Source organism: Noviherbaspirillum saxi, from assembly GCF_003591035.1.
In the GTDB taxonomy this organism is placed as follows: domain Bacteria; phylum Pseudomonadota; class Gammaproteobacteria; order Burkholderiales; family Burkholderiaceae_D; genus Noviherbaspirillum; species Noviherbaspirillum saxi.
In genome coordinates, this window is the sequence record NZ_QYUO01000001.1 from 1099386 (window position 1) to 1120817 (window position 21432).

The following is a 21432-nucleotide window of genomic DNA, read 5'->3' on the forward strand; positions in this document are numbered from 1 at the left end:
ATCTCGCTTACTTTTCTCCGCCATTCCCACGAAAGTGAGAATCCATACTGAGTTTGCGCTTCAAGTGCCGATATTGAAAAGGACACTCTGAGCAACCGGGTTATGGATCCCCGCTTCCGCGAGGATGACGTGGAAAAGCAGGAAGATGGATGGACCGCAAATGACCGCGTGCGAAAGTCTGTGTTAATGCTCAAGTCGCATCTTCACAGACTCACACCGCGATGTCAGTTCCTGCAAGCCTCTCCAACGAGAGGCTTCCTTGCCCAAATCCTTAATGTCCCAGCTTGGTCAACACCTCCGACAACATATTCACCATCTGATCAATCTCTTCCTTGCTCACAGTCAAAGACGGCATGAAGCGCAACAGATCAGGCCTCGGAGAATTCAACAACAAACCCACCGGCTCCATATCGCGTGCCATCTCGACGATCTTCGGTCCGATATCCTTGCCGAGCTTCAGCGCTCGCAGCAAACCTTCGCCACGCTCGCCATCCAGTCCATGCTTTTCGCTCAGCTTGAGCAGTTCGGCACGCATGTAGGCGCCCTTGTCCTTTACCGACTGCAGGAATCCCGGCTTGAGCAATTCGCTCAGCACCGCAATGCCGACCGCCGTCATTACCGGGTTGCCGTTATAAGTGCCGCCTTGCTCGCCCGGCTCAAATACGGAAATCTCTTCTCGCGCCAGCAATGCAGCCAGCGGTACGCCTCCGCCGATGCCTTTACCCAGCGTCATGATGTCGGGTTCGATATTCGACAATTGGTAAGCAAACAGTTCACCGGTCCGTCCCATGCCAGCCTGCACCTCATCAACGATCAGTAGCATATTGCGTTGTTTGGTCAGAGCGCGCAGCGCCTGCATGAATTCGCGCGTAGCCGGGATCACGCCACTCTCACCCTGTACCGGCTCCAGCATGACAGCGACAGTCTTGTCAGTGATCAGACGTTCAACGCTGGCGATATCGTTCAACTCCGCTTTCAGAAAGCCCGGTACCTGCGGCGCGAACATCGTGTCCCAACCGGTCTTGCCGCTTGCCGACATGGTCGCCAGCGTGCGGCCATGGAAGGCGTGGTTGAAGGTAATGATTTCATAGCGGTTTTCACCGGCCGCATTCTTGTTGACCTTGCCCCATTTGCGCGCCAGCTTGATCGCCCCTTCATTTGCTTCCGCGCCGCTGTTGGCAAAGAACACGCGGTCGAACACCGAGTTCGCGGTCAGCAGCGAAGCCAGCACGATGGAAGGCTCGTTGTAGAAAGCCGGCGAGGGATTGAGCAGCTTGCCGGCCTGTGAAGTAATCGCATCGACGACGCATTGCGGCGAATGGCCAAGGCAGTTGACCGCCCAGCCCTGCAGGTAATCGAGATAGCGTTTGCCGTTATTGTCCGTCAGCCACATGCCATGACCCTCGGTAAATACCAGGTTTGGCCGGGTGGTAATTTGCATAAGGGCGTTGACGTCGTACTGGCTGAATTCCATCTCGAAGCTCCTGGTGAATGGCGATGAAGGTAAAAATCAAAATAAAAACGGGATCAAAAAAAAAGCCACAGGGTGGACCTGTGGCTTAGTGAGCAGCTAACACTTACACGCACGGTTTCCCTGGCTGAGGCAGCAGGGTACGGCGTCGCAAAAGTTTGGCTGTCGTATTCATGGCGGCAATGTTAAGACGTTTTGCGCAATGCGTCAAAAACTATTTCGCTCTCATTGGCTTATCAAATCGGCATCTGCGAGATCCGCTTCCGAGGTGAAGGCATCCGCATAGAACTCTTCTTCCGGCAGCTTGCATCGGGCGATAAAGTCGCGCTTGGCCGAATCCACCATCACTGGTGCGCCGCAGGCATACACTTGGTGCCCGGACATGTCCGGCAGGTCGGTCATGACCGCCTGATGCACAAAGCCGCTACGCCCTTGCCAGCCGTCTTCCGGCAAGGCGTCCGAGATCACCGGAACATAGGTGAAATTCGGCAGGGTGGCCGCCCATTCCTCGCACAGCGCATGCATGTAAAGATCATTGGGCCGGCGGCCGCCCCAGTACAGCACCATGGGCCGTGTGGTCTTGTTATGAATCGCCTGTTCGACGATCGCCTTGATCGGGGCAAAGCCCGTCCCGGAAGCCAGCAGCACCATCGGCTTGTCCGATTCTTCACGCAGGAAGAACGTACCGAGCGGACCTTCGAAGCGCAGGATGTCGCGTTCTTTCATGTTGTTGAACACATGGTCGGTGAACACGCCGCCGCGCATGTGGCGGATGTGCAGCGTTATGTGCTCATCGAGATGCGGTGCATTCGCCATGCTGTAGCTGCGGCGCTTGCCATCCTTCAGCATGAATTCGATGTACTGTCCGGCCTTGTATTGCAGCCGCTCGTTCGCGGGCAGCTGCAAGGCCACCACGGCCACGTCATCAGTCAGCTTGTCGATTTTAGCGACACGGGTCGGCAGTTTCTTGATCGGGAATTCGCCGATGCCCAGCACTTCACGCGCTTCGATCACAACGTCGGAGTGCGGCGTTGCGCAGCAGAACAATGACAAGCCTTTTTCTTCCTCGGCCACCGACAAAGCCTTCTCCTGATGTGCCCGGTGCGTGACCGAGCCATCGAGCAGCTTGCCCTTGCAGCTGCCGCAAGCGCCGTTCTTGCAGCCATAGGGCAGGCCGACGCCGGCACGAATGGCCGCGCTCAATACGGTTTCGTCTTCTTCGCAATGGAACTGCCGACCGCTCGGCTGAACTGTTACCTGGAAAGTCATACAATCCTGATCATGAAAAAAAATGAAATAAAGACCATGCCAAAGCTGGACCGCCCTCGGCTGCTGATCGTTGGGTGTGGCGATGTCGGCATGCGCCTGTTACCGCTGGTGCGTGACCGCTTTCGCACCTTTGCCGTCACCAGTCAGCCCTCACGCTGCGCGGAACTGCGCAAAGCCGGCGCCATTCCGCTGGTCGCCAATCTTGACGACCCGTCCAGTATTGCCCGTCTGGCAGGACTCGCCCACACTGTCGTGCATCTCGCGCCGCCGCAGCCCGAAGGGGTCACCGACCGCCGCACCCGGAATTTGACCGCCATTTTACCCGACGACGCGTCTCTGGTTTATGTCAGCACGACCGGCGTGTATGGCGATTGCCAGGGCGCATGGGCCGACGAGACGCGCCCGGTCAATCCGCAGAATGCGCGCGCCAAGCGCCGTGTCGATGCGGAACGGACCTTGCGGAAGTGGGCGGTGCGTTCCGGCTCGCGCCTGGCGATCCTGCGCGCGCCCGGAATTTATGCCGCCGACCGGCTGCCGATCGAGCGCCTGCAAAAAGGTACGCCGGCGCTGCATGCGGACGACGATGTCTATACCAATCATATCCATGCGGACGATCTTGCGCGCATCATCGCGCTGGCCTTGTTCCGTGCGCGATCCAATCGTATCTATCACGCGGTGGATGATACGGATATGAAGATGGGGGAATACTTCGATACGGTTGCCGATGCATTCAAGCTGCCGCGACCGCCGCGATTGAAGCGTGTGGAACTCAGTCAGGTGGTGTCGCCGATGCTGCTGTCATTCATGTCGGAATCGCGGCGGCTTGGGAACAAGCGTATTAAAGATGAATTAGGCGTGCGCCTGCGCTACCCAACAGTGCAGGCCACGCTTGATCGTGCAGCGCGGTGATGCGGTTCAAGATACGGTTGTCCGTAACACCGGATAGCCGGCTTCCTCTACCGCAGACTTGATCCGGTTAATGTCGGCTTGCGAAGCAATCGATACTTTTTGCTCCGCGAGCACGATATTGACCTTCGCCGCGGCATCGACGTCATGCACCGCCTGCGTCACCGCATTGATGCAGTGATTGCAGCTCATTCCTTCGACTTGTAGTTCATACATTGGCGCGATTCCTTTCGGCATGTTGATCGCCAGTCCATCAGGTCCTCGCCAGGCCAGAAAAATTAACCACCTTCAATCAGACGCCCGTGACTCATGCGTGGCAGCGGTTGGCATGGAGGTCTGCCGCAACAAACTCCTGACCGGCGTGTGTCGGATACTCCTCATGACAGGATATGCGACATGCCACAATCTGGAAAGCGCTCCGCTCTGGAGCTGAAACTGAGTGCGAAAGTTGACCGGGGTGGCGCCGTCATAACACGTGCGAGGAATCTGCTGCAGGGAAGAAGTGTTCAGGAATGCCGAACGGGCAACCGTGTACTGGTAAATAAAACCGCATTTCCTGGCGATCCCGCGCGCCTCTTCATCGGAATAGCCCCATGGCCAGGCGAGATGCCTGAAGTACGAACGTGGAAGACCCAACTCACCAGAAAGAAGCTCAAGCGAGCAGGATAAATCCGACGCCACCTGTGAACTGGTCTGGTCCGACAACTGCGCATGGGCATGCGTATGTGATTGAAATTCGATGAATCCGCCAGTCTGAAGCTCACGCACTTGCTGCCATGAAAGAAAAGCCGTCTCGGCCTCTTTCGGTGAGTGGGTTCGATTGACGGAGCGACGCATCTGCTTTGTCGCAGCGAAGCAGATCGACTTGAAGTTCAGGTTTTTCAAAACAGGAAGCGCTGCCGATGCAATGCTTTCATACCCGTCATCGAAGGTCAGCAGAAAGGACTTCGACGGCATACTGTTTTTACGATTCGCATAAAAGGCAAATTCCTCCGACGATAAGGATCTCCAGCCGTTTTCGGCAAGCCAATGCAAGTGCCTGGCGAATATGGATGGGCTGGTCGAGGTTGATAGTTGGTCGTCATCAATACGGTGATAAGTAAGAATCGGAATCCGTGTCCCCATTGAAAGTCTCCCTGGTGGTTGTTATTTTTCAATTTTAAAAATTAACGTCTGGTTACATTTGTCCATAGTCAATGTTTCTCAATAACAGCTTTCATTTAGGTCAATGGGATAGTAGGCACGTAAGGCACCGCACTTATTTCGCTCGGCGCCGGCAGGGAAAATTCTGATCAAGGATTGATGCGGTAACGTAAAAGACCCTGATCGCTTTCTCGATATGGAAAGCGGGCTTATCCGTCAATGCTTGTCGACGCCTTTGGCGTGCTTTGAGAACAGGAACTGCCACAACCAGCCTGCATGCCTGTCTTCTCCGGTAAGGATGTATTCCAGGGCATTTGCATTCTGCAAGGTCAGGCTGAGGGCAGAGCGGGCATCGTGCTGGCCGACAAGCAGCAGTGCATCGTCCGCTCTCAACAAAAAGTCATCGTCGGGAAGAAGATAGGATTTCCCCTCCCGCACAATCATGAGCACAGCAGCTGGTAATGCCACCTCGCGGTCCGCGTTGTCCCGCATCAATTGGCCAACACTAAGGGTGTGGTTTTCCATCAGAGCCTTGTACACCGCTGGCCCGACGCTGTTTTCAATCTTGATGTCCCAGACTTCCGGCACGATGCCTTCGCAGTTGCCTTCCAGAAGTGCAACAAGCCGTTGGCTCCAGCTTTCTTCAGTGTCACGCAAGGCGCCGAAAAATTGTGCCAGAAGGGGCGTGGTAAGAACAGAAACGCATTCCTGCGCGACCACCCGTGTGTGCACCATGCTGAAATCCGCGCGGAAGGTATCGAACAGCACATCGCTGGCAGCCTGGTTCTGGCGCGCCACAACAAAAATTTTCGGGTTCAGTTTTTTAGCCATCATGGCGATGGACAGGTTCTTCACATCGTTGTCGCTGCCTGCCACGATACCGCTTGCGACCATGATGCCGGCTTCTTCCAGCACACTCGCTTCAGTTCCGGTGCCGCGTACGGTGTGGCCATTTTCAGGCCCCTTGCCGTCCGGTTCGATGACGGTCATGTCTATGCCGGGTAGCGCCAGGTAACGCCCAATGGCCTTCCCGAATAGTCCATAGCCGCAGATGATCCAATGCCCTCGTGGCGGACGGTGTACCTCCGGAAGAGGCGTTCCCGGCAGTCCGGTAAGGATTTCGATAAGGCGAAAGCGTGCCGGGGATGCGACCGCCAGCGCAAGGTATTCGGCGAACCGCTCGTAGGCATTGACAATATGGTTCGTGCCGAACGATGCCATATTGGCTGATACCAATGGACTTCGGACCCGTGCCAGAACAGGAATCTCCGGATTGAGCAGGCGGACATTGATCGCAATGGCGAGGTTCGCCTCGTCGTCGTTGGTCACCGCCAGCACACCTCGACATTTCGGATGGCGCAGGCCCGCCATCAGCAGGTTGGTCGACAGGCGGCCATCGGCCGCAATGGCCGGATCATTGGTGATAAAGTCTTCCAGGTCCAGCTCTTCGACCCGCTGTTCATCTTTCTCCAGAATGACAAAGTCCCGACCCAGGACATCCAGGGCGCGACAAATCAGGCTGCCGGTCTCGCCGCATCCGCAAACGAGATAAAAGGGCGTTGTGATGCGCGCCACCCTGCGTGCGAAACGGGTAGCAACCACTGTCTGGTGAAACGCCTTGTCCTGTACCAGCGCCAGTATGGTCAGAATGGAGTAAGACCATGCGATGACCGTCATGTAGATGCATGCGGTGACCCACAAGCGCTGTCCGTCCGAGAATGCCTGCGGTATCTCGCCAAAACCGATGGTGGTGGCGGTATAGCTGATGAAGTAAAAAGCGTGAAAGAAACTTAAAGGCGGCGCCGGCGTGCCGTCTTCGTTCTCGCCAGGCACCAAGGTCAATCCCAGAACGGCAACCGCGTAAAAAACGATCAGCACGATGAGCGGCGCTCGCATGCGCCGCAATACCAGGAAAAAGACGCTGTTCACGCTTAACGCCGCATCATGACTGTTTCTACGATGAGGATGACGAGGGAGACTATATTTGCGAGCAGGGCGCCGCCGGATAAGGAAACAACACTGGACGTGTGCTCGGGCGTCATGCCGGTGCCGGTCACGTGTACCACCACGGCCCAGACAACCGCAGCCGCGATCAATTGAATATCGGCAACTAGACTGGTAGAAAGAAGCACTGCGCCGAGTTGCGTGCGGTCGCCAAACTTCAGCACCGTCGCAATGATGTTCACAACAATCGCGGCGAAGAGTTCATAGATATTGTGCAACTCCGGGCGATCGATTTCGCCGATGAAAAAGCCAAAGTTAAGTGTCGCGGCAAAAACAATGAAGAACGCAAAAATGACTTTTTCCAGGTTCATGCTTGGCTCCCGCCGGGTAGGAATGGATCATTTACTGTTTTGATTTATGCTGCTTCAAGAACAAGACAATTGTATTTAGTATAAGTTTTGCGTTTCTTGAGTTTCCGCCAAGTGGGTGATCGCGAAAGCGGAATGCGAACTCATGTGATAGTCGGGTTTATTTTTACGGATGGAAGCCCCGTTAATGGAATAGCGCCTTTACGCTATATCAAGCAAGCGCCGGAACGTGCCCAATTGGGTTGCTGTCTTAATTATTTAGCGCCGACGAACCATGAAATCCATTCCGACACTATTCAGCTATCTGCCGGCTATCATTGTCGTCGCCCTTTTTAGCTTGATAATTCTGTTCTTGCCTGACGTCCAGAATACGCTCGACGTTTCCGAGCAGTCGGTGTCTACTGAAAAGCAACCAGTACGTGTTGCACCTGGAACAGAAGGCACTGAAGAGTTAACTAGCTAACCACCCCCATTGCCTTGCTGAACCGGAAGACATCATGGTCGCGCGACTATCTGCAGCAACGATTGGTTTCCTTTTGGTGGCCACGGCTCTGGCCGGATGCGTTACACGAACCAGCTATCTCGATCTCTATGGCATGCCGGCCGATCCGCGCGCAGCTATACGTACGATAAACATTTTCCCTACTACGAATTACGTGAATGTGGAAGGCGGCGAAATCATCCGATTTGTATCTGGCAATCAGGAGTTTGGATGGCATTTCCTTGTCGCAAGAACGGTCAATTCATTCTCGCTGAACGAAGTCGCTCCGCCTGGTGCGCTAAATCGTCCGGTGGAAGCCTATGTCTCGCCTGATCCAAGATATATTAGTGTTCCGGGTGACTAAGTCGCTAGACAATCACGCGCTTGAGGACGGCATGCCAGCCACAAATAGCATGGCGGTTGATATAAAAGCCCTTCGGCGACCTCTTTTGAGTGCCAGACCGGCAATCTTCTCTTGACCGCTAGTTGAAGATCAACCCTATCCCGTGCCTGCCGTGTATCCCAGTTTTTTGTTGTCCGTATAACTAAACTGGCTGCGGAAAACTCAGGCCGGCCACCATTTCGTGACTTGCCGTTTGCAGTGCATAGCGGACAGCCCACTTGCTTATCCGCTTAACGCATCCGTATAAACTCTTTTTGTTAGGCATCTAAGCAATGTACGAATTGCTGTCATATCAGTTGTTGGCAAATGTCGTTCTGTTGCTGCATGTCACCATCGTCTTGTTTGTCATCGGCGGCTTGGTCTTGGTGGTAGTCGGCAATCTGCGATCCTGGCCGTGGGTCAATTCACTCTGGTTCAGGCTCGCTCACCTCGCCACCATCGCCATAGTTGCCGGGGAGGCTTGGCTTGGTTTCCTGTGCCCGCTCACTACGCTCGAAATGTGGCTGCGAGCCAAAGCGAAAACCACAACTTATGCGGGCGGTTTTATTGAGTACTGGCTCCAGACGCTTCTGTTCTGGCAGGCGCCGCCGTGGGCATTTACAGCGGCCTATACAGCCTTCGGTCTGGCGGTTGCTGCAGCCTGGTGGTACTTTCCCCCAAGGTTCGGGCGGCATCGGAGCAAAGCAGATGCCTAGCCCTTCCATCGAGAGGGCTCGCCCCGGCAAGCCGGGTAGAGACTCTCATGTCAAACGTTGGGCATCGCCGGAGGTGAGTAGTGCAACAATGGCTTGAAATAGGCCCGTTCAGCAAGGCGAAGGAAACGGCAACGCGATGTGGGGAAATTTCCGCGCGGAGTGTGAGCACAAGATTGGCAGTGGCATTGGCTGGGGAATGGGCAACTATACGCCCGCCATGGCAATGGCAAGTGGCGACTGATCGCTGGATTTCAAAAATGACTGCGTGCGCTCTTTAATAGCCGAACAGAGGTAGGGGTGGCAAAGGGAGTGCTGGTTAGAGATGGACGTTCGCGTGCGCCAGCAGTCCCGGATGTCTACATTGTGCCTACATGCCTTCTAGAAGCAAAAAGCCCAATCACATGGACTGGGCTAAGTGCTTGAATTCGTTGGTGGGCCGTGAGTGGCTCGAACACTCGACCTACGGATTAAGAGTCCGCTGCTCTACCAACTGAGCTAACGACCCAACGAGGACGGAATTATAGCAACAATCCGTCTAAACGGAAGAGTGTTTTCAACAATACTTTGGCAGCATACTTTTCATTGCGACTGCCTCTTGAATTGACGACTTGCAATGCTTTCTATCATTTCGCCGGACACGTGGGAAGACCGGGTCGGACATTGGCAAGTGCGGGCAGATCGTCAGGACCAGGCGTATTGATGACGTAGGTGCAACCATAATTCAGATGGGCAACGACAGTCGGTGTCAGCACGTCGTCCCCCGCAGGCTTGACAGCACGCTGTCACCCTCCGTCATTGCCTTGAACGCCTCTATCTGTTCCGCAACTGGAAAAGCGCTCTAGGCGGCCCGGATCACGTGTTGCGCCAGCAAAGTGTCCGTCTTTTTCTATCGCACGCTTGCGATAAATCTGTTCCATATGGAAAGTCGCGTACATATCGCCCAGCATATGCAGAGTGACTACCGGGCGCGTTGAATTCGGCATTGATCTTCGGTGCCCTGCACAAGCCGTCGCTGCGCAGGCCATTGGCATCGCATCGGCCACTGCCTTGGCGTAATACCAATCCCAACCCATAGCACGACATGAAATTACGTCTTTTTCCGGGGGCGCCGAGCCGCCTTCCTGCGTTGCACTCGTCGTCAATAGCACCGCTATTGACCCCCCCTGCGCCTTGCCGGTCAAAAAAAATGCATCGATTTCATTTTTCACGTTACCGGTCAGGGCTGGCATAACTTAGTATTAACGTGTAATTACTTTGTTTTCTTTGGTGAAAACTTTGTAGGTACATCACGCTGATTTCAATTGCAGCGCTCCGGCACGCAAAATAGTTCTGAAATATCGCGTGTAAAAGCTAACTCATTCGGCACAGGCCATCAAACCGGTGAAGGCGATAAGTAGGCGTGCAGAATGCCGTGGCTTTCGGGCGACGGTTGCGGAAATTGATCGAAGGGGCATCGTCACGGCTTCCGGCCGTGACGACATTCAGGTAAGGGTCGACGTGACCTTCAGCACTTCGTCAGCGGTGGTCATGCCTTCGGCGATTTTGAGCGCGCCCGCAATGCGCAGCGGCTTCATGCCATCGTGAATGCTTTGCTTGCGCAAGGCATGGATATCGGTCTCTTCCTTGATCAGCTTGGAGAACGGTTGCGTGATGTTGAGCAGTTCATACAGGCCGGTACGCCCGCGATATCCGGTCTGCCGGCATTCTGGGCAGCCGACCGGGCGGTAGATCGTCGCCGGTTTTGGCAGCGTCCAGCCTTCGATCAGGTTGTTCCATACATCGTCGTTCAAGTCGCCGTCGGGTTTCTTGCATTCATGGCACAGCGTGCGCACCAGGCGTTGGGCCATGATGCCGATCAGGGTGGCTTCCAGCAGGTAGTAGGGCACGCCGAGTTCAAGCAGGCGCATGACGGCCGATGGTGCGTCGTTGGTATGCAGGGTCGACAGCACGAGGTGGCCGGTGAGCGCGGCCTGTATTGCCATCTCGGCGGTTTCGAGGTCGCGGATTTCGCCGACCATGATGATGTCGGGATCCTGTCGCATCAGTGCGCGCACGCCGTCGGCGAACGACAGGTCGATGCCGTGCTGCACCTGCATCTGGTTGAACGAGCCTTCCACCATTTCGATCGGGTCTTCGACGGTGCAGACGTTGACCTCCGAAGTCGCCAGCGCCTTGAGCGTGGTGTAGAGCGTGGTGGTCTTGCCGGAGCCGGTCGGGCCGGTGACCAGGATGATGCCGTGCGGGCGGGTGGTCAGCGCATCCCAGCGCCGTGCATCGTCGGTCGGAAAGCCAAGTTCGGGCAAGGTCTTGACCACGACATCGGGGTCGAAGATACGCATCACGAGTTTTTCGCCGAAGGCGGTGGGCAGGGTCGACAGACGCAGTTCGATTTCCTGGCCGCCGGCCGTGCGCGTCTTGATGCGACCGTCTTGCGGACGGCGCTTTTCGATCACGTCCATGCGGCCCAGCAGCTTGATGCGGGCGGTCATTGCGATCATGACCGCGATCGGCACTTGATACACCTGGTGCAGGATGCCATCGATGCGGAAGCGGATCACCGCAAGTTCGCGCTTGGGCTCAAGGTGAATATCCGAAGCCCGCTGCTCGAACGCGTATTGCCATAGCCAGTCGACGATGTTGACGATGTGCTGGTCGTTCGCATCGAGTGTCTTGTTGGCCTTGCCCAGTTCGACCAGCTGCTCGAAGTTGCTGCGCAGCGCGACGTCCTGATTGCCGAATTTGTTTGCGCCCTTGATCGATTTGGCCAGCGTGAAAAACTGGCTGGTGTACTGGGCGATATCGAGCGGATTGGCAATCACCAGGCGAACCTTGCGGCGCGTGATCTTGGCGATCTCGGCTTCCCATTCGATCGATAGCGGTTCGGCGGTTGCAACCACGACTTCGGTTTGGGTGAGTTCGACCGGAAGGATATTGAAGCGCGCTGCATAACTGGCCGACATCACGTCGGCGACCCGGGTGAAGTCGATCTTGAGCGGATCGATGCGGAAGAACGGCAGCTTGACCTTGCCGGCCATCCACTCGGTCAGCCAGTCCAGCGTCAGCAGCTTGTGCGGCGGCTGGGCGGACTGCACCTTGCATTGCGCGAGCGCGGTCAGCGGATGCATGGTCATCGTCGCGTTGCGCAGCAAACCCTGCGCCTGGTTGTACAAGGCCTTGGCCTCGGCCTTTGCGATGATGCCGTCCGCCAGCAGCCAGGTAAAGATCTGCTGCAAGTCGGTTCCCTTGGAAGCGGTCTTGCTGCTCTGGCCCACTTGTTCGAGTCTGGCGTTCATCGCGGTGCTTCCTTTATTTTGCCTGCCGTGCCGTTTGCCAAGCCTTGAGTCCGTTCACCCATGATTTGGTCGGAAGTTTGGTCGCGCCGGTGATCTGCTTGGCGCGTTCGTGCAATGCGGCGAAATCCAGTTCGCGCGGGGTCTTGAAGCCGATCGCGACGACGTTGCCTTCATGTACCGGCGCCAGACACATCGTGTCGGGAAAGGCATGGCGCATGGACTTGTAATTCCTGGTGTAGCTGGGGTGGTCGCCGAACAGGTTAACCGTCAGGATGCCTTGCGGCGTCAGGCATGCGGAGCAAGCTTCATAGAATTCCGCCGTGTCGAGCACCGGGCCTTTTGCCGTCGCGTCGTACAGATCGACCTGCAGCGCATCGACGGTGCCGTGATTGCTCGGATCATTGACAAAGTCCAGCGCATCCATTTCAAGTACGGCAAGGCGTTCATCATCGTCAGGTAGCCGGAACATGGTGCGGCACACGGCGATCACGCTAGGGTTCAGGTCTACCGCGGTGATCTGCGCCTCTGGAAATTGCCGATAGCAGAATTTTGTCAGCGCGGCGGTGCCGAGTCCTAACTGCACGATGCGTTCCGGCTTTTCGATGAACAGCATCCACGCCATCATCTGCTGCGCGTATTCGAGTTCTATCCAGTCCGGCTTGCGTACCCGCATCGCCCCCTGTATCCACTCGGTACCGAAATGAAGAAAGACCACGCCATCCTGTTCGGACAGCGTGATCGGTGCAAATTTGGCCTTGCGCGGTTTGGGCTCGGCCTTGGCTTTGCCGGGACCTGCCCTGCGATTGGCCTGCGCTTCCATGGAATTGCGTTTGATGAGCATGAACTGGTCTGCCTGGGCAGAAAATGTTTCTGCCATTCTACAGAATGATGTTCTTTCATTGCGCCAGTTTTTCGGCAAACGCAACCGGGCGTTGACTGGATAAGACGAAGGAAGGAACGATGTTTCCAATCTGGCATGGCAAGCCGGCTTCATGTTTATCTGGTACGCGGCTGAAACCGCAGTTACCTTTTCATTTGTCCTTCATTTGTGCAATGAAGCGTGGCACTGTTTGCAGATGTAGTCTGCGAGTTTTTGCAAAACATGGGTCATGTCGCGTTGCACGTCGGCGAACCGCTCGTTCGGTTCCCGTGTCTTTTCATCCATATAGATAGGGCGGCGCGCCTCGATTTGCAAACTGTTGCGGCGCTTTGACGGATCGCCAATCCGCGCGATTAGTTCGACACCTTTGTATGGATCGTTGATTGCCACCGAATATCCAAGCGATCGCAATTCGGACGCCACTAGTTGTACAAACTCCGCATCACACGTGGTGCCGTCCCGGTCGCCCAGCACGAAGTCCGCCAATGGGTGTGGGCTGTTCATGCCGAGCCGCTCGTATGCATTGTTCGGCATCGAATGCAGGTTCAGGTGCCATACCGCACCGAACCGCTGGTAAGCCGTGTCAATCGCAGCGGACAAGCTCGCATGGTAAGGACGGTAATACTGGTCGATACGTGCCCGCACTTCATCCACCGTCAACTTGCGGCCATAGATGGGCGTGTTCTTGTCGATATTGCGCCAGATCAGGCCAAAACCCAGATGGGTTTTCGGTCCAGGTTGAAGTGGCTCCGGCCATGGCGTTTCCAACAGACTCTCATCCAGGTCGTCAAGCGTGCGGTTGGCATCGATATACACCCGTGGGAAATTCGCGGCCAGCAGAGTAGCGCCAAATTCTGGCGCCGCACGCCACAATGCGTCAACGTGCGTATCTTCGCCCTCGCGCAAGCGCGCCTGTGGGATCGCAGCCTGAAAATCGTCCGGATAGTACACGCCACTGTGTGGCGAATCGCACACCAGCGGGATAGCTTCTCCCGCAGGCAGATACAGCTCAAAAGGCTTCACAATCTTGTTCATCCGATCAATCGAGACTGATATTGGCTTTCTTTGCGACTTCGTCGTAGCGGGCAATTGCCGCCTTGATCTGAGCAAGGAACTGATCCGGCGTGTTCTGCACCGGTGTGCCGCCCATCTCTTTCAACTTCCGCTTGAATTCCGGCGCTTCCATGCCCTTGTGGATGGCTTGGTTGAGACGGTTGGCGATGGCTGCGGGAGTGCCGGCTGGCGCGACAATACCGAACCATCCTGCTTCTTTCATGTTGATGCCGAGTTCCGCGTAAGTCGGAATATCCGGCAGTTCAGGCGAACGCGTAGCGCTGAGAACGGCCAGAGGGCGCAGTTTGCCCTGCTTGATGAACGGCAGGCTCGACGACAGATTGTCGGTGAGCGCGTTGACTTGACCGGTGATCGCGTCGGTCACTGCCTGCCCGGCACCCTTGTAAGGCACATGCAGCAATTCAAATTTACCCTGCATCATCATGTTTTCGATGTTGACGTGCCCCAGCGAACCGATACCGGGGGACGCAAAGGTGTACTTGCCGGGGTTGGCACGCGCCAGTTCTATGAATTCCTTCATGGTCTTTGCCGGCACGTTCGGGTTCACGGAAAACACACTGGGTACTGCCGCGACGTTGGTGATCGGGACAAAATCCTTGATTGGATCGTATGGCAGCGCCTTGTACACAGCCGGGTTCGAACCATGCGTACTCACCGATGCCATGCCGATCGTGTATCCGTCGGCCTTGGCGCGCTTTACAAAGGCCATGCCCAGGCTTCCACCTGCGCCCCCGCGGTTTTCCACCACGATGGTCTGTCCCAATTGTTCACCAGCGTGCTGCGAAATCAATCTTGCGATCAAATCGGTGGAGCCACCGGCAACAAAGGGCACAATCAGCGTGATGGGGCGGTTCGGATAGTTTTCCTGCGCGAGGACGGACGTGCCTGGCAGGACGGAAAGAGCGAGGGAGGCGAGCAAGCTGCGGCGTATTGCGCTAGGACGTGGCATGGCAATTCCTTCTTATCGGATTTATTGGGGCTGCACCGGATACAGACTTGCAACTGCAGGCTGGAAACTTCGTGCAAACCGCTCTAGTGTCGCTTCTTTTATTCTTATAGAAAAGTAACGAAACGGTACAATCGCATTACCAAAGGTTATTCAAGAATTGCCATCGTGAAAATTCGCTCGCCGTCGATGTCGGAATTGCATGCATTTGTCACCGTGGCGCGCGTTGGCAGTTTTACGCGGGCAGCGGAGGAACTCTGCGTGACCCAGGCCGCGGTCAGTCGTGCGATCAACAGGCTTGAGTCTCATTTCGGCCAAGTGCTGTTGCGCCGCTCCGCCCATCTTCTGACCATAACGCCTGCCGGATGCGCATTCCTCGAGGCGATTCGCGGGCCTGTTGCAGCGATTGAAGAGGCGAGCGCAACGTTGATGTCCGGGAGCGACAACAAGCGGCTCACTTTATCGGTGGTGCCCACGCTCGCCGGTGTCTGGCTGTTGCCCCGGCTGCCGATATTCTCGCAGCGCCATCCGGGTATCGAGATCATTTTTGCACCGTACCGCCGCGATGAAGACTTCGCCGGCCCCCAACCGGACGCGGCCATTCTTACCGGCGCTGCTGGCGAATGGCCTGCCCGCTGGGATTGTGATTACGTCATTGGAAGGGAAATGGTGCCAGTGGCGCATCCTGCGCGACTGAGCCGGCGCCGCGCCGCAGGGCAATGGACAACGCCTGCCGAACTGATGAACGAGCAGTTGCTTTACCACACATCCACACCCACCAGGTGGCAACTGTGGTTGCGCGAGGCAGGCGTGCTGGAGGCTACACCAAAACTTGCGTCCGGCTTTGATCACGTCTCCATCCTGATACAGGCTGTCAAGACCGACATGGGAGTCGCGGTATTGCAGCGCTGCTTAATACAGGAGGAATTGGCGTCGGGCCAACTAGTGATACCGTTTAATTTACCGATCAGTCTCCCTAGGGGTTATTTTCTTTGCGCGCCCGTGCAGCGCCGCAACCACCCGGCACTCGTCGTGTTTCGTCAGTGGCTGCTCGAGACCGCAGAAGCAGACCGGACGCTGCTCATGCAAAATACGATGACTACGGCCTGACTTATCTGTTACGGGCCCTACCGAGCTGCGTTCATCGTTCAAGTTTGTATGCTGGAGAGCTGCAGTCCCGCAGGCTCCGCCAGGCAACCAATTTTTCAGGATAGGGCAGGGTATATGCCGGACTGCTCGACGGCAGCTTGATGATTTGATAGCGATCAGCGTAATTCGCAAGCGCCTTCAAACCGATGCGGGCGGCGGTTCCTCCATTGAATGCGATTGCAGCCAGATCAGGGAGTGCAGTTATCAGGCTGACGAGATCATTGCGGGCATGATCCCGGATTCTGCTGTCGAGGCTGCCTTCCCGATGCGTCTCAGCCACCACGTCCCACAAGCCGATGCCGTTTGCCAATAGCACTTCCAGGCGAAGCGGATAGCTGAGTGCCGATAAATTCGTGCCGATGACTTCGGACATCAACAACCAGAACTGATTGCGAGGATGGGCATAGTACTGTTCGGCGGCGAGCGAGGCCACGCCGGGAAAGCTGCCGAGGATGAGGATGCGGGTGGAGTGATCCAGCACCGGAGGAAATCCGGTGAGCAAGACAGGGGCGACGGAAAGTGACATGAGGCAATTGTATCGGAGCAGTTATGCGGGGCGCAGGCGGTTGATGTTATCTTTGGGGTTCTCTAGGATGTTGCAAGTTCCGCTTTTGTCGAGGGGATAAAGATGTCTAGAAAAGTCATGTTGATTACCGGCGGCAGCCGCGGCATCGGCGCCGCCACCGCCCAGTTGGCGGCAACGCGCGGTTATGCGGTATGCATCAGTTATCTGCGCAACCGGGACGCCGCCGACGAAGTGGTGCGGGCCATCGAGAATTCGGGCGGCGAAGCGATCGCGACTCAGGCCGACGTATCGTCGCAGGACGATGTGATCAGACTGTTCGAATCGGTCGACCAGACCCTGGGGTCCATCACTGCGCTGGTCAACAACGCCGGCATACTCGAACACCATATGCGCGTCGAGGAAATGGATGCCGGCCGCCTGAACCGTATTTTTGCCACCAATGTCACCGGCAGCTTTCTCTGCGCGCGTGAAGCGGTGCGTCGCATGTCGACCGCGCGCGGCGGCAACGGCGGCGCGATCGTCAATGTGTCGTCGGTCGCGGCCCGCCTCGGCTCGCCGAATGAATATGTCGACTATGCGGCGTCCAAGGCGGCAATCGACGCCATGACCATCGGTCTGGCCAAGGAAGTCGCAACTGAAGGTATCCGCGTCAATGCGGTGCGACCCGGCGTGATCTATACCGAGATCCATGCCAGCGGCGGCGAGCCCGGACGGGTCGACCGCGTGAAGGACGCAGTACCGATGAAACGCGGCGGCGATGCGGTCGAAGTGGCGAATGCCATTCTCTGGCTGCTGTCGGATCAGGCTTCGTACACCACGGGCGCCTGTATCGACGTGGCCGGCGGGCGATAACCCAAGTAGATGCCGCACCCCGCGCAGTCCATCACGGAGCAACGCCACGCCAGCATGTATCTGTGGCATGGGCACGCGCTGGTCATCGGTCCGGGAATCGACTCGACGCCACACGCGCATTTTGCGGTGCAGCTCACATTGGGTATCGACCGTCCTTTCCGCGCCCGGCTCGGACCGGACCAGAACTGGATCGAAACCCGTGCAGCCGTGTTTGCGCCTAACCAGTTTCATCAGATCGATTGCGGCGGCGACATGCTCGCTCATCTGCTGGTCGAACTGCCGCAGCGCCAGCAGACGGTTGCCACTGTCCTGCCCGCGCAATTCGATGCATTACCGCACTTTGCGCCAGTTCGCGCGGCAATCGATTCGGCGAAAGAGGGTACGCTCGATGCCGAGCTTGCCCGTGAGACTGCCCAGCAATGGCTCAATTGCGCGATTCCGCAGGCCCTGGTTCCGGCCGGCTTCGACCCGCGAATCGCAACAGTGCTGGACTGGATAGGCGCCAATCCCGGACAGGAGCCTAGCGGCGCATCGCTGGCCGACATGGTGCATTTATCCGAAAGCCGCTTTACCCACTTGTTTCGCCAGCAGACCGGCATGTCGCTCTCGCGCTATCTGTTGTGGACGCGCTTGCTGGGTGGGGTTGCGGCGGTAGCGCGCGGCGAAAACATGACCAGCGCCGCCCACTTCGCGGGCTTCGCTGACCTTGCGCACATGAGCCGCAGCTTCCGCAAAACTTTCGGCGTCGTCCCGTCGGAACTGCAAAAAATGACGATTGCGTTCAAGCAGAACGCCGCATGACGCACTAAGATGATTTTCAGAACGGCCCTGCAAAAAGCCGTCGCATTCATCAAGGAGACTGTCATGGAAACTGTAGCGCAACGTCAGATTCATAGCCTGCTGGCAAAGTATGGCGAGAGTCATCTCAATCACACCAATGAGTTGATCCACTTCATCTGCATTCCAGCCATTGTGTTTTCCTTTCTCGGCATGATCTGGGCGCTTCACCCGTTGGCGGCGATAGCGGTGACAGTCGTGTCCCTGTTGTACTACTTCCGCCTGTCGGTACCGTTCGCACTCGGCATGCTGCTGATGTCGGGCGCCATGCTGTGGATGCTATCGGTACTCTCGCAAGACCAGGTGCTGAAGGTGTCGCTCGCGGTGTTCGTGGTGGCCTGGATAGGGCAGTTCATCGGACACAAGATCGAAGGCAAGAAGCCGTCGTTTTTCGACGACCTGCGCTTTTTGCTGATCGGCCCGCTATTCGTGCTGAGCTTTCTGTACCGCCGTTTCCATATCGCCTATTGAGGCGTAATTCAAGATGAAGATTGCAGTCTTTGGCGCCGGCTCGATCGGTGTCTTTGTCGGTGCGTCGCTATCGGCGACCGGGGCCGATGTCGTGCTGATCGGACGCGCTTCCATGGGCGCGCGTATCGCCCGGCATGGCGTCACGCTCACTGACTTGCACGAATGGGAAGCGCGACTTCATCCTTCCAGCCTGACATATTGCGAAGATCCGTCCGCTCTTGCCGATGGAGAGCTTGTCCTGGTCACGGTGAAGAGCGCGGATACGCAAGCCGCGGCACAGGCGATTCGCGCGCACGCCAAGCCCTCGGTGCTGGTGCTCAGCCTGCAAAACGGAATAGGCAATGCGGATTTGCTGCGCAAAGAACTCCCGGGAGTTGCCGTCATCGGTGGCATGGTGCCGTTCAATGTCGTGCAGATGCCGGAGAGCCGCTTTCACCGAGGCACCGAAGGCGAACTGATGGTGGAAGCGTCGCCATCCCTGTCGCGCTGGCATGCGGATTTCGCCGCCGCGCGCCTGCCGTTGATGGAGCGCGAGGATTTTCTTGCGGTCCAGTGGGGCAAGCTGCTGCTGAACCTCAACAATCCGGTCAATGCGCTGTCGGACTTGCCGTTAAAGGCTGAACTGTCGCAACGCGCCTATCGACGCTGCCTGGCCTTGCTGATCGATGAAGCGCTGGCTGTGCTCAAGGCTGCCGGCATCAAACCGGCGAAGCTGGGGCGCGTCGCCCCGCACCTGTTGCCCACCGTATTGCGGCTTCCGGATTTTCTGTTCCTGCGCCTGGCCGCGGCGATGCTGCGCATCGACCCGGAAGCGCGATCCTCCATGTGGGAAGACTTGAAAGCCGGACGCAAGACAGAGATCGATTACCTGAATGGCGCCGTGATACGCCTGGGACAGGCGCAAGGGCTGGATACGCCGGCGAACGAACGCATGGTGGCGCTGGTCCATGTTGCCGAAAAACGAGGGGATTGCCGGCTGGACGGCGCATCACTGCTCGCAGCGCTGTCCAACGGCGGCCAGGCGCTTACTCCGGCTTCATGACATTCCATGCCGCCTCGGCAAATATTTCGCGATAGGCCTTGATGTCGGTTTTTGCGCGGCCCGACAGCCACAGACGCGCATAGTCGTGCGCCGGTCCGGTCATCAGTGAGCCTAGCACTTCCACCGGCAAGGCTTTCAGTTTGCCGGTGTCCAGGTAAGGCCGAAACCATTCCAGCACTTCAGCCACATGGGCACGCGTGCGTTCGCGCACGTCGGTCGCCATCTCGTTTCGGGCCAGCGCGCCACGGCTATAGAGTACGAACCGCGCCTTTTCCGGATTGGCCGATACCCAGTCGACATAGGCATAGGTAATGGCCTTGACGCCGTCCTGCGCGGTGGTCGCTGCCTCCAGCAATTGCTGCTGGTAGGCATGATGCTCTTCCAGCGCTGCGGTATAGAGCGCCGCCGCGATGCTCTCCTTGTTGCCGAAATGATGGTACATGCTGCCGACGCTGGCTTGCGAGCGTTCGCGGATCATGTCTATCGTCGTCGCTTCGATGCCGTGCTCGGTGAAGCATGCGAGTGCAGCATCCAGGATTTCCTGTTTCCTGCTTTTCTTGGTGTCCGTCATGATGAACTCAATTGACTAGAATAATGTTCTAGAATAGTATTCTAGTGCGGTTGCTGCGGAAGGTAGAAAACCGCACCTTACCGCGTCCCGGACGCGGCGGCAAACGGAACTGGCTACAGGAGAGAGGCATGAATCAGACACTGGCGATGTACACGCAGATGGGCAATGAAAGCTTCAGCAAGGCAGTTACCAATTTCGCCCCGTATTTTTCAACGATAGATCCGACCTTTGTCGCGTTGCGACCGGGTTATGCGGAAGTCAGGTTTTCCAATCGCAGGGAAGTCCATAACCACATCGGTACCGTGCACGCTATTGCCTTATGCAATGCCGCGGAACTGGCGGCCGGCACCATGACTACCGTGTCCATTCCGGAAGGACGGCAGTGGATTCCAGTGGGGATGAATGTGCAGTATCTTGCCAAGGCAAAAACCGACATGCGCATCGTCGCGGATGGTGCGGCTGTCGATTGGGAACAGGCCGGTAATGTGGAAGTTCCGGTGGATGCTTTCGATACCGAAGGTAAGCGCGTGTTTACCGCACGCATCACGATGAATCTGAAGTAATCGGAAGGAAACCGCGATGAATCTCTTGCTGCGCATGCTGTATGTGCTTGTGCTGTCATGTTTCAGGGAACGCTTGCCGGCGAATGCGCTGATCAGCCGGTTGCGCCTGCGGACCCTGCCGAATGATCTGGATATCAACCTGCACATGAACAATGGGCGGTATCTGACGATCTGCGATTTGAATCGGGTTGACCTGTTCATTCGTTCCGGGCTGGCGAAGCTGATGCTCAAGCGCCGGTGGATGCCGGTAATCGCGGAACACACGATGACTTACAAGAAGCCGCTGAAGCTGTTCGATGCGTTTGAAGTATCGCTGACGGTGACGCACTGGGACGAGAAGTTCTTTTACATGACGCATACCTTCATGGCCAGCGACCGCGTGGTGGCGATAGGTACGTCGAAGGGCGTGATACTGTCGCGTCAGGGTGTTGTGGATCCGCTGACGGTGATGCGGGCTGTGGAAGAGTCGCGCGGGATAGTTAGTACGGTGGTGTGAGGTTGAGATAGCGATTCACCGTAGGGCTCCTTCCCCCTTGCAGGGGCGCCCG

At 56.9% G+C, this 21432-nt stretch carries 24 protein-coding genes and 1 tRNA gene; 11 read left to right on the top strand and 14 right to left on the bottom strand.

The features are described from left to right. Positions 1-271 precede the first annotated feature (271 nt). Both D3871_RS05285 and D3871_RS05290 read right to left on the bottom strand, forming a co-directional pair. Positions 272-1474, bottom strand: coding sequence for an acetylornithine transaminase (locus D3871_RS05285; RefSeq protein ID WP_119767936.1), 1203 nt, complete (start codon positions 1472-1474; stop codon positions 272-274). Positions 1475-1696: 222 nt separating this feature from the next. After that, a complete protein-coding gene (locus D3871_RS05290; RefSeq protein ID WP_119767937.1) occupies positions 1697-2740 on the bottom strand; it encodes a CDP-6-deoxy-delta-3,4-glucoseen reductase in 1044 nt (347 codons plus the stop codon). 36 nt (positions 2741-2776) lie between these two features. Here D3871_RS05290 and D3871_RS05295 point away from each other — a divergent pair, with 36 nt between their 5' ends. Further along, entirely contained in the window at positions 2777-3649 is an 873-nt protein-coding gene (locus tag D3871_RS05295; protein ID WP_233575518.1) for an SDR family oxidoreductase, read from the top strand. Positions 3650-3655: 6 nt separating this feature from the next. Here the strand turns inward: D3871_RS05295 and D3871_RS05300 are convergent, their stop codons facing one another. From D3871_RS05300 to D3871_RS05315, 4 genes are all read right to left on the bottom strand, one after another. Next, positions 3656-3862: a heavy-metal-associated domain-containing protein gene (locus D3871_RS05300; RefSeq protein WP_119769907.1), complete on the bottom strand. Its 207-nt coding sequence runs from the start codon at positions 3860-3862 to the stop codon at positions 3656-3658. A 72-nt stretch (positions 3863-3934) separates the two neighbouring features. Next, entirely contained in the window at positions 3935-4771 is an 837-nt protein-coding gene (locus D3871_RS05305; protein ID WP_119767939.1) for a polysaccharide deacetylase family protein, read from the bottom strand. Positions 4772-5005: 234 nt separating this feature from the next. Then, a complete protein-coding gene (locus tag D3871_RS05310; RefSeq protein WP_119767940.1) occupies positions 5006-6718 on the bottom strand; it encodes a potassium channel family protein in 1713 nt (570 codons plus the stop codon). A 2-nt stretch (positions 6719-6720) separates the two neighbouring features. Then, complete coding sequence (locus D3871_RS05315; protein WP_119767941.1) at positions 6721-7104, bottom strand: DUF6394 family protein; 384 nt, start codon at positions 7102-7104, stop codon at positions 6721-6723. A gap of 271 nt (positions 7105-7375) precedes the next feature. Between D3871_RS05315 and D3871_RS29710 the strand changes: the two genes are divergently transcribed. The 3 genes from D3871_RS29710 to D3871_RS05325 all read left to right on the top strand — a co-directional run bounded on the left by D3871_RS29710 (position 7376) and on the right by D3871_RS05325 (position 8680). Continuing rightward, positions 7376-7564 (top strand): hypothetical protein, encoded by a 189-nt coding sequence (locus tag D3871_RS29710; RefSeq protein ID WP_147376750.1) that lies wholly within the window; start codon positions 7376-7378, stop codon positions 7562-7564. A 34-nt stretch (positions 7565-7598) separates the two neighbouring features. Further along, the gene (locus D3871_RS05320; protein ID WP_119767942.1) at positions 7599-7946 is read left to right on the top strand and encodes a CzcE family metal-binding protein; all 348 of its coding nucleotides are present in this window, start codon (positions 7599-7601) and stop codon (positions 7944-7946) included. A gap of 311 nt (positions 7947-8257) precedes the next feature. Then, entirely contained in the window at positions 8258-8680 is a 423-nt protein-coding gene (locus D3871_RS05325; protein WP_119767943.1) for a DUF2784 domain-containing protein, read from the top strand. Between the two features lie 429 nt (positions 8681-9109). On the opposite strand, the gene D3871_RS05330 is transcribed toward D3871_RS05325, so the two are convergent. The 6 genes from D3871_RS05330 to D3871_RS05355 form a co-directional block, all read right to left on the bottom strand. Further along, positions 9110-9185 (bottom strand) — tRNA-Lys (locus D3871_RS05330). A gap of 277 nt (positions 9186-9462) precedes the next feature. Continuing rightward, positions 9463-9909 carry a hypothetical protein gene (locus D3871_RS05335; RefSeq protein WP_119767944.1) on the bottom strand — a complete coding sequence of 149 codons (447 nt, stop codon included), beginning with the start codon at positions 9907-9909 and terminating at the stop codon, positions 9463-9465. Positions 9910-10161: 252 nt separating this feature from the next. Beyond that, a complete protein-coding gene (gene tfpB, locus D3871_RS05340; protein ID WP_119767945.1) occupies positions 10162-11973 on the bottom strand; it encodes a type IV pilus assembly ATPase TfpB in 1812 nt (603 codons plus the stop codon). A 13-nt stretch (positions 11974-11986) separates the two neighbouring features. Then, complete coding sequence (locus D3871_RS05345; protein ID WP_119769908.1) at positions 11987-12814, bottom strand: spermine/spermidine synthase domain-containing protein; 828 nt, start codon at positions 12812-12814, stop codon at positions 11987-11989. Positions 12815-13015: 201 nt separating this feature from the next. After that, positions 13016-13888 (bottom strand): N-formylglutamate amidohydrolase, encoded by an 873-nt coding sequence (locus D3871_RS05350; protein WP_119767946.1) that lies wholly within the window; start codon positions 13886-13888, stop codon positions 13016-13018. A 4-nt stretch (positions 13889-13892) separates the two neighbouring features. Beyond that, complete coding sequence (locus D3871_RS05355; RefSeq protein ID WP_119767947.1) at positions 13893-14876, bottom strand: tripartite tricarboxylate transporter substrate binding protein BugE; 984 nt, start codon at positions 14874-14876, stop codon at positions 13893-13895. Positions 14877-15041: 165 nt separating this feature from the next. On the opposite strand from D3871_RS05355, the gene D3871_RS05360 reads away from it, so the two are divergent. Further along, the gene (locus tag D3871_RS05360; RefSeq protein WP_119767948.1) at positions 15042-15983 is read left to right on the top strand and encodes a LysR substrate-binding domain-containing protein; all 942 of its coding nucleotides are present in this window, start codon (positions 15042-15044) and stop codon (positions 15981-15983) included. 31 nt (positions 15984-16014) lie between these two features. On the opposite strand, the gene D3871_RS05365 is transcribed toward D3871_RS05360, so the two are convergent. Continuing rightward, positions 16015-16548, bottom strand: coding sequence for a DNA-deoxyinosine glycosylase (locus tag D3871_RS05365; RefSeq protein WP_119767949.1), 534 nt, complete (start codon positions 16546-16548; stop codon positions 16015-16017). A gap of 102 nt (positions 16549-16650) precedes the next feature. On the opposite strand from D3871_RS05365, the gene D3871_RS05370 reads away from it, so the two are divergent. The 4 genes from D3871_RS05370 to D3871_RS05385 all read left to right on the top strand — a co-directional run bounded on the left by D3871_RS05370 (position 16651) and on the right by D3871_RS05385 (position 19750). Further along, on the top strand, positions 16651-17400 hold the full coding sequence (locus tag D3871_RS05370) for an SDR family oxidoreductase (RefSeq protein ID WP_119767950.1): 750 nt from the start codon (positions 16651-16653) through the stop codon (positions 17398-17400). Between the two features lie 54 nt (positions 17401-17454). Beyond that, the gene (locus D3871_RS05375) at positions 17455-18201 is read left to right on the top strand and encodes a helix-turn-helix domain-containing protein (RefSeq protein WP_158597875.1); all 747 of its coding nucleotides are present in this window, start codon (positions 17455-17457) and stop codon (positions 18199-18201) included. A 63-nt stretch (positions 18202-18264) separates the two neighbouring features. Beyond that, the gene (locus tag D3871_RS05380; RefSeq protein ID WP_119769909.1) at positions 18265-18708 is read left to right on the top strand and encodes an Mpo1 family 2-hydroxy fatty acid dioxygenase; all 444 of its coding nucleotides are present in this window, start codon (positions 18265-18267) and stop codon (positions 18706-18708) included. Between the two features lie 13 nt (positions 18709-18721). Continuing rightward, positions 18722-19750 carry a 2-dehydropantoate 2-reductase gene (locus D3871_RS05385; RefSeq protein WP_119767952.1) on the top strand — a complete coding sequence of 343 codons (1029 nt, stop codon included), beginning with the start codon at positions 18722-18724 and terminating at the stop codon, positions 19748-19750. Here D3871_RS05385 and D3871_RS05390 read toward each other — a convergent pair. Continuing rightward, a complete protein-coding gene (locus D3871_RS05390; protein ID WP_119767953.1) occupies positions 19734-20321 on the bottom strand; it encodes a TetR/AcrR family transcriptional regulator in 588 nt (195 codons plus the stop codon). The two genes, D3871_RS05385 and D3871_RS05390, sit on opposite strands and share 17 nt — an antisense overlap. A 128-nt stretch (positions 20322-20449) precedes the next feature. Here D3871_RS05390 and D3871_RS05395 point away from each other — a divergent pair, with 128 nt between their 5' ends. Together D3871_RS05395 and D3871_RS05400 are read left to right on the top strand one after the other, a co-directional pair. After that, positions 20450-20884: a hotdog fold domain-containing protein gene (locus tag D3871_RS05395; RefSeq protein WP_119767954.1), complete on the top strand. Its 435-nt coding sequence runs from the start codon at positions 20450-20452 to the stop codon at positions 20882-20884. Positions 20885-20900: 16 nt separating this feature from the next. Further along, positions 20901-21380: an acyl-CoA thioesterase gene (locus D3871_RS05400; RefSeq protein ID WP_199724731.1), complete on the top strand. Its 480-nt coding sequence runs from the start codon at positions 20901-20903 to the stop codon at positions 21378-21380. The last annotated feature ends 52 nt before the right edge of the window (positions 21381-21432 follow it).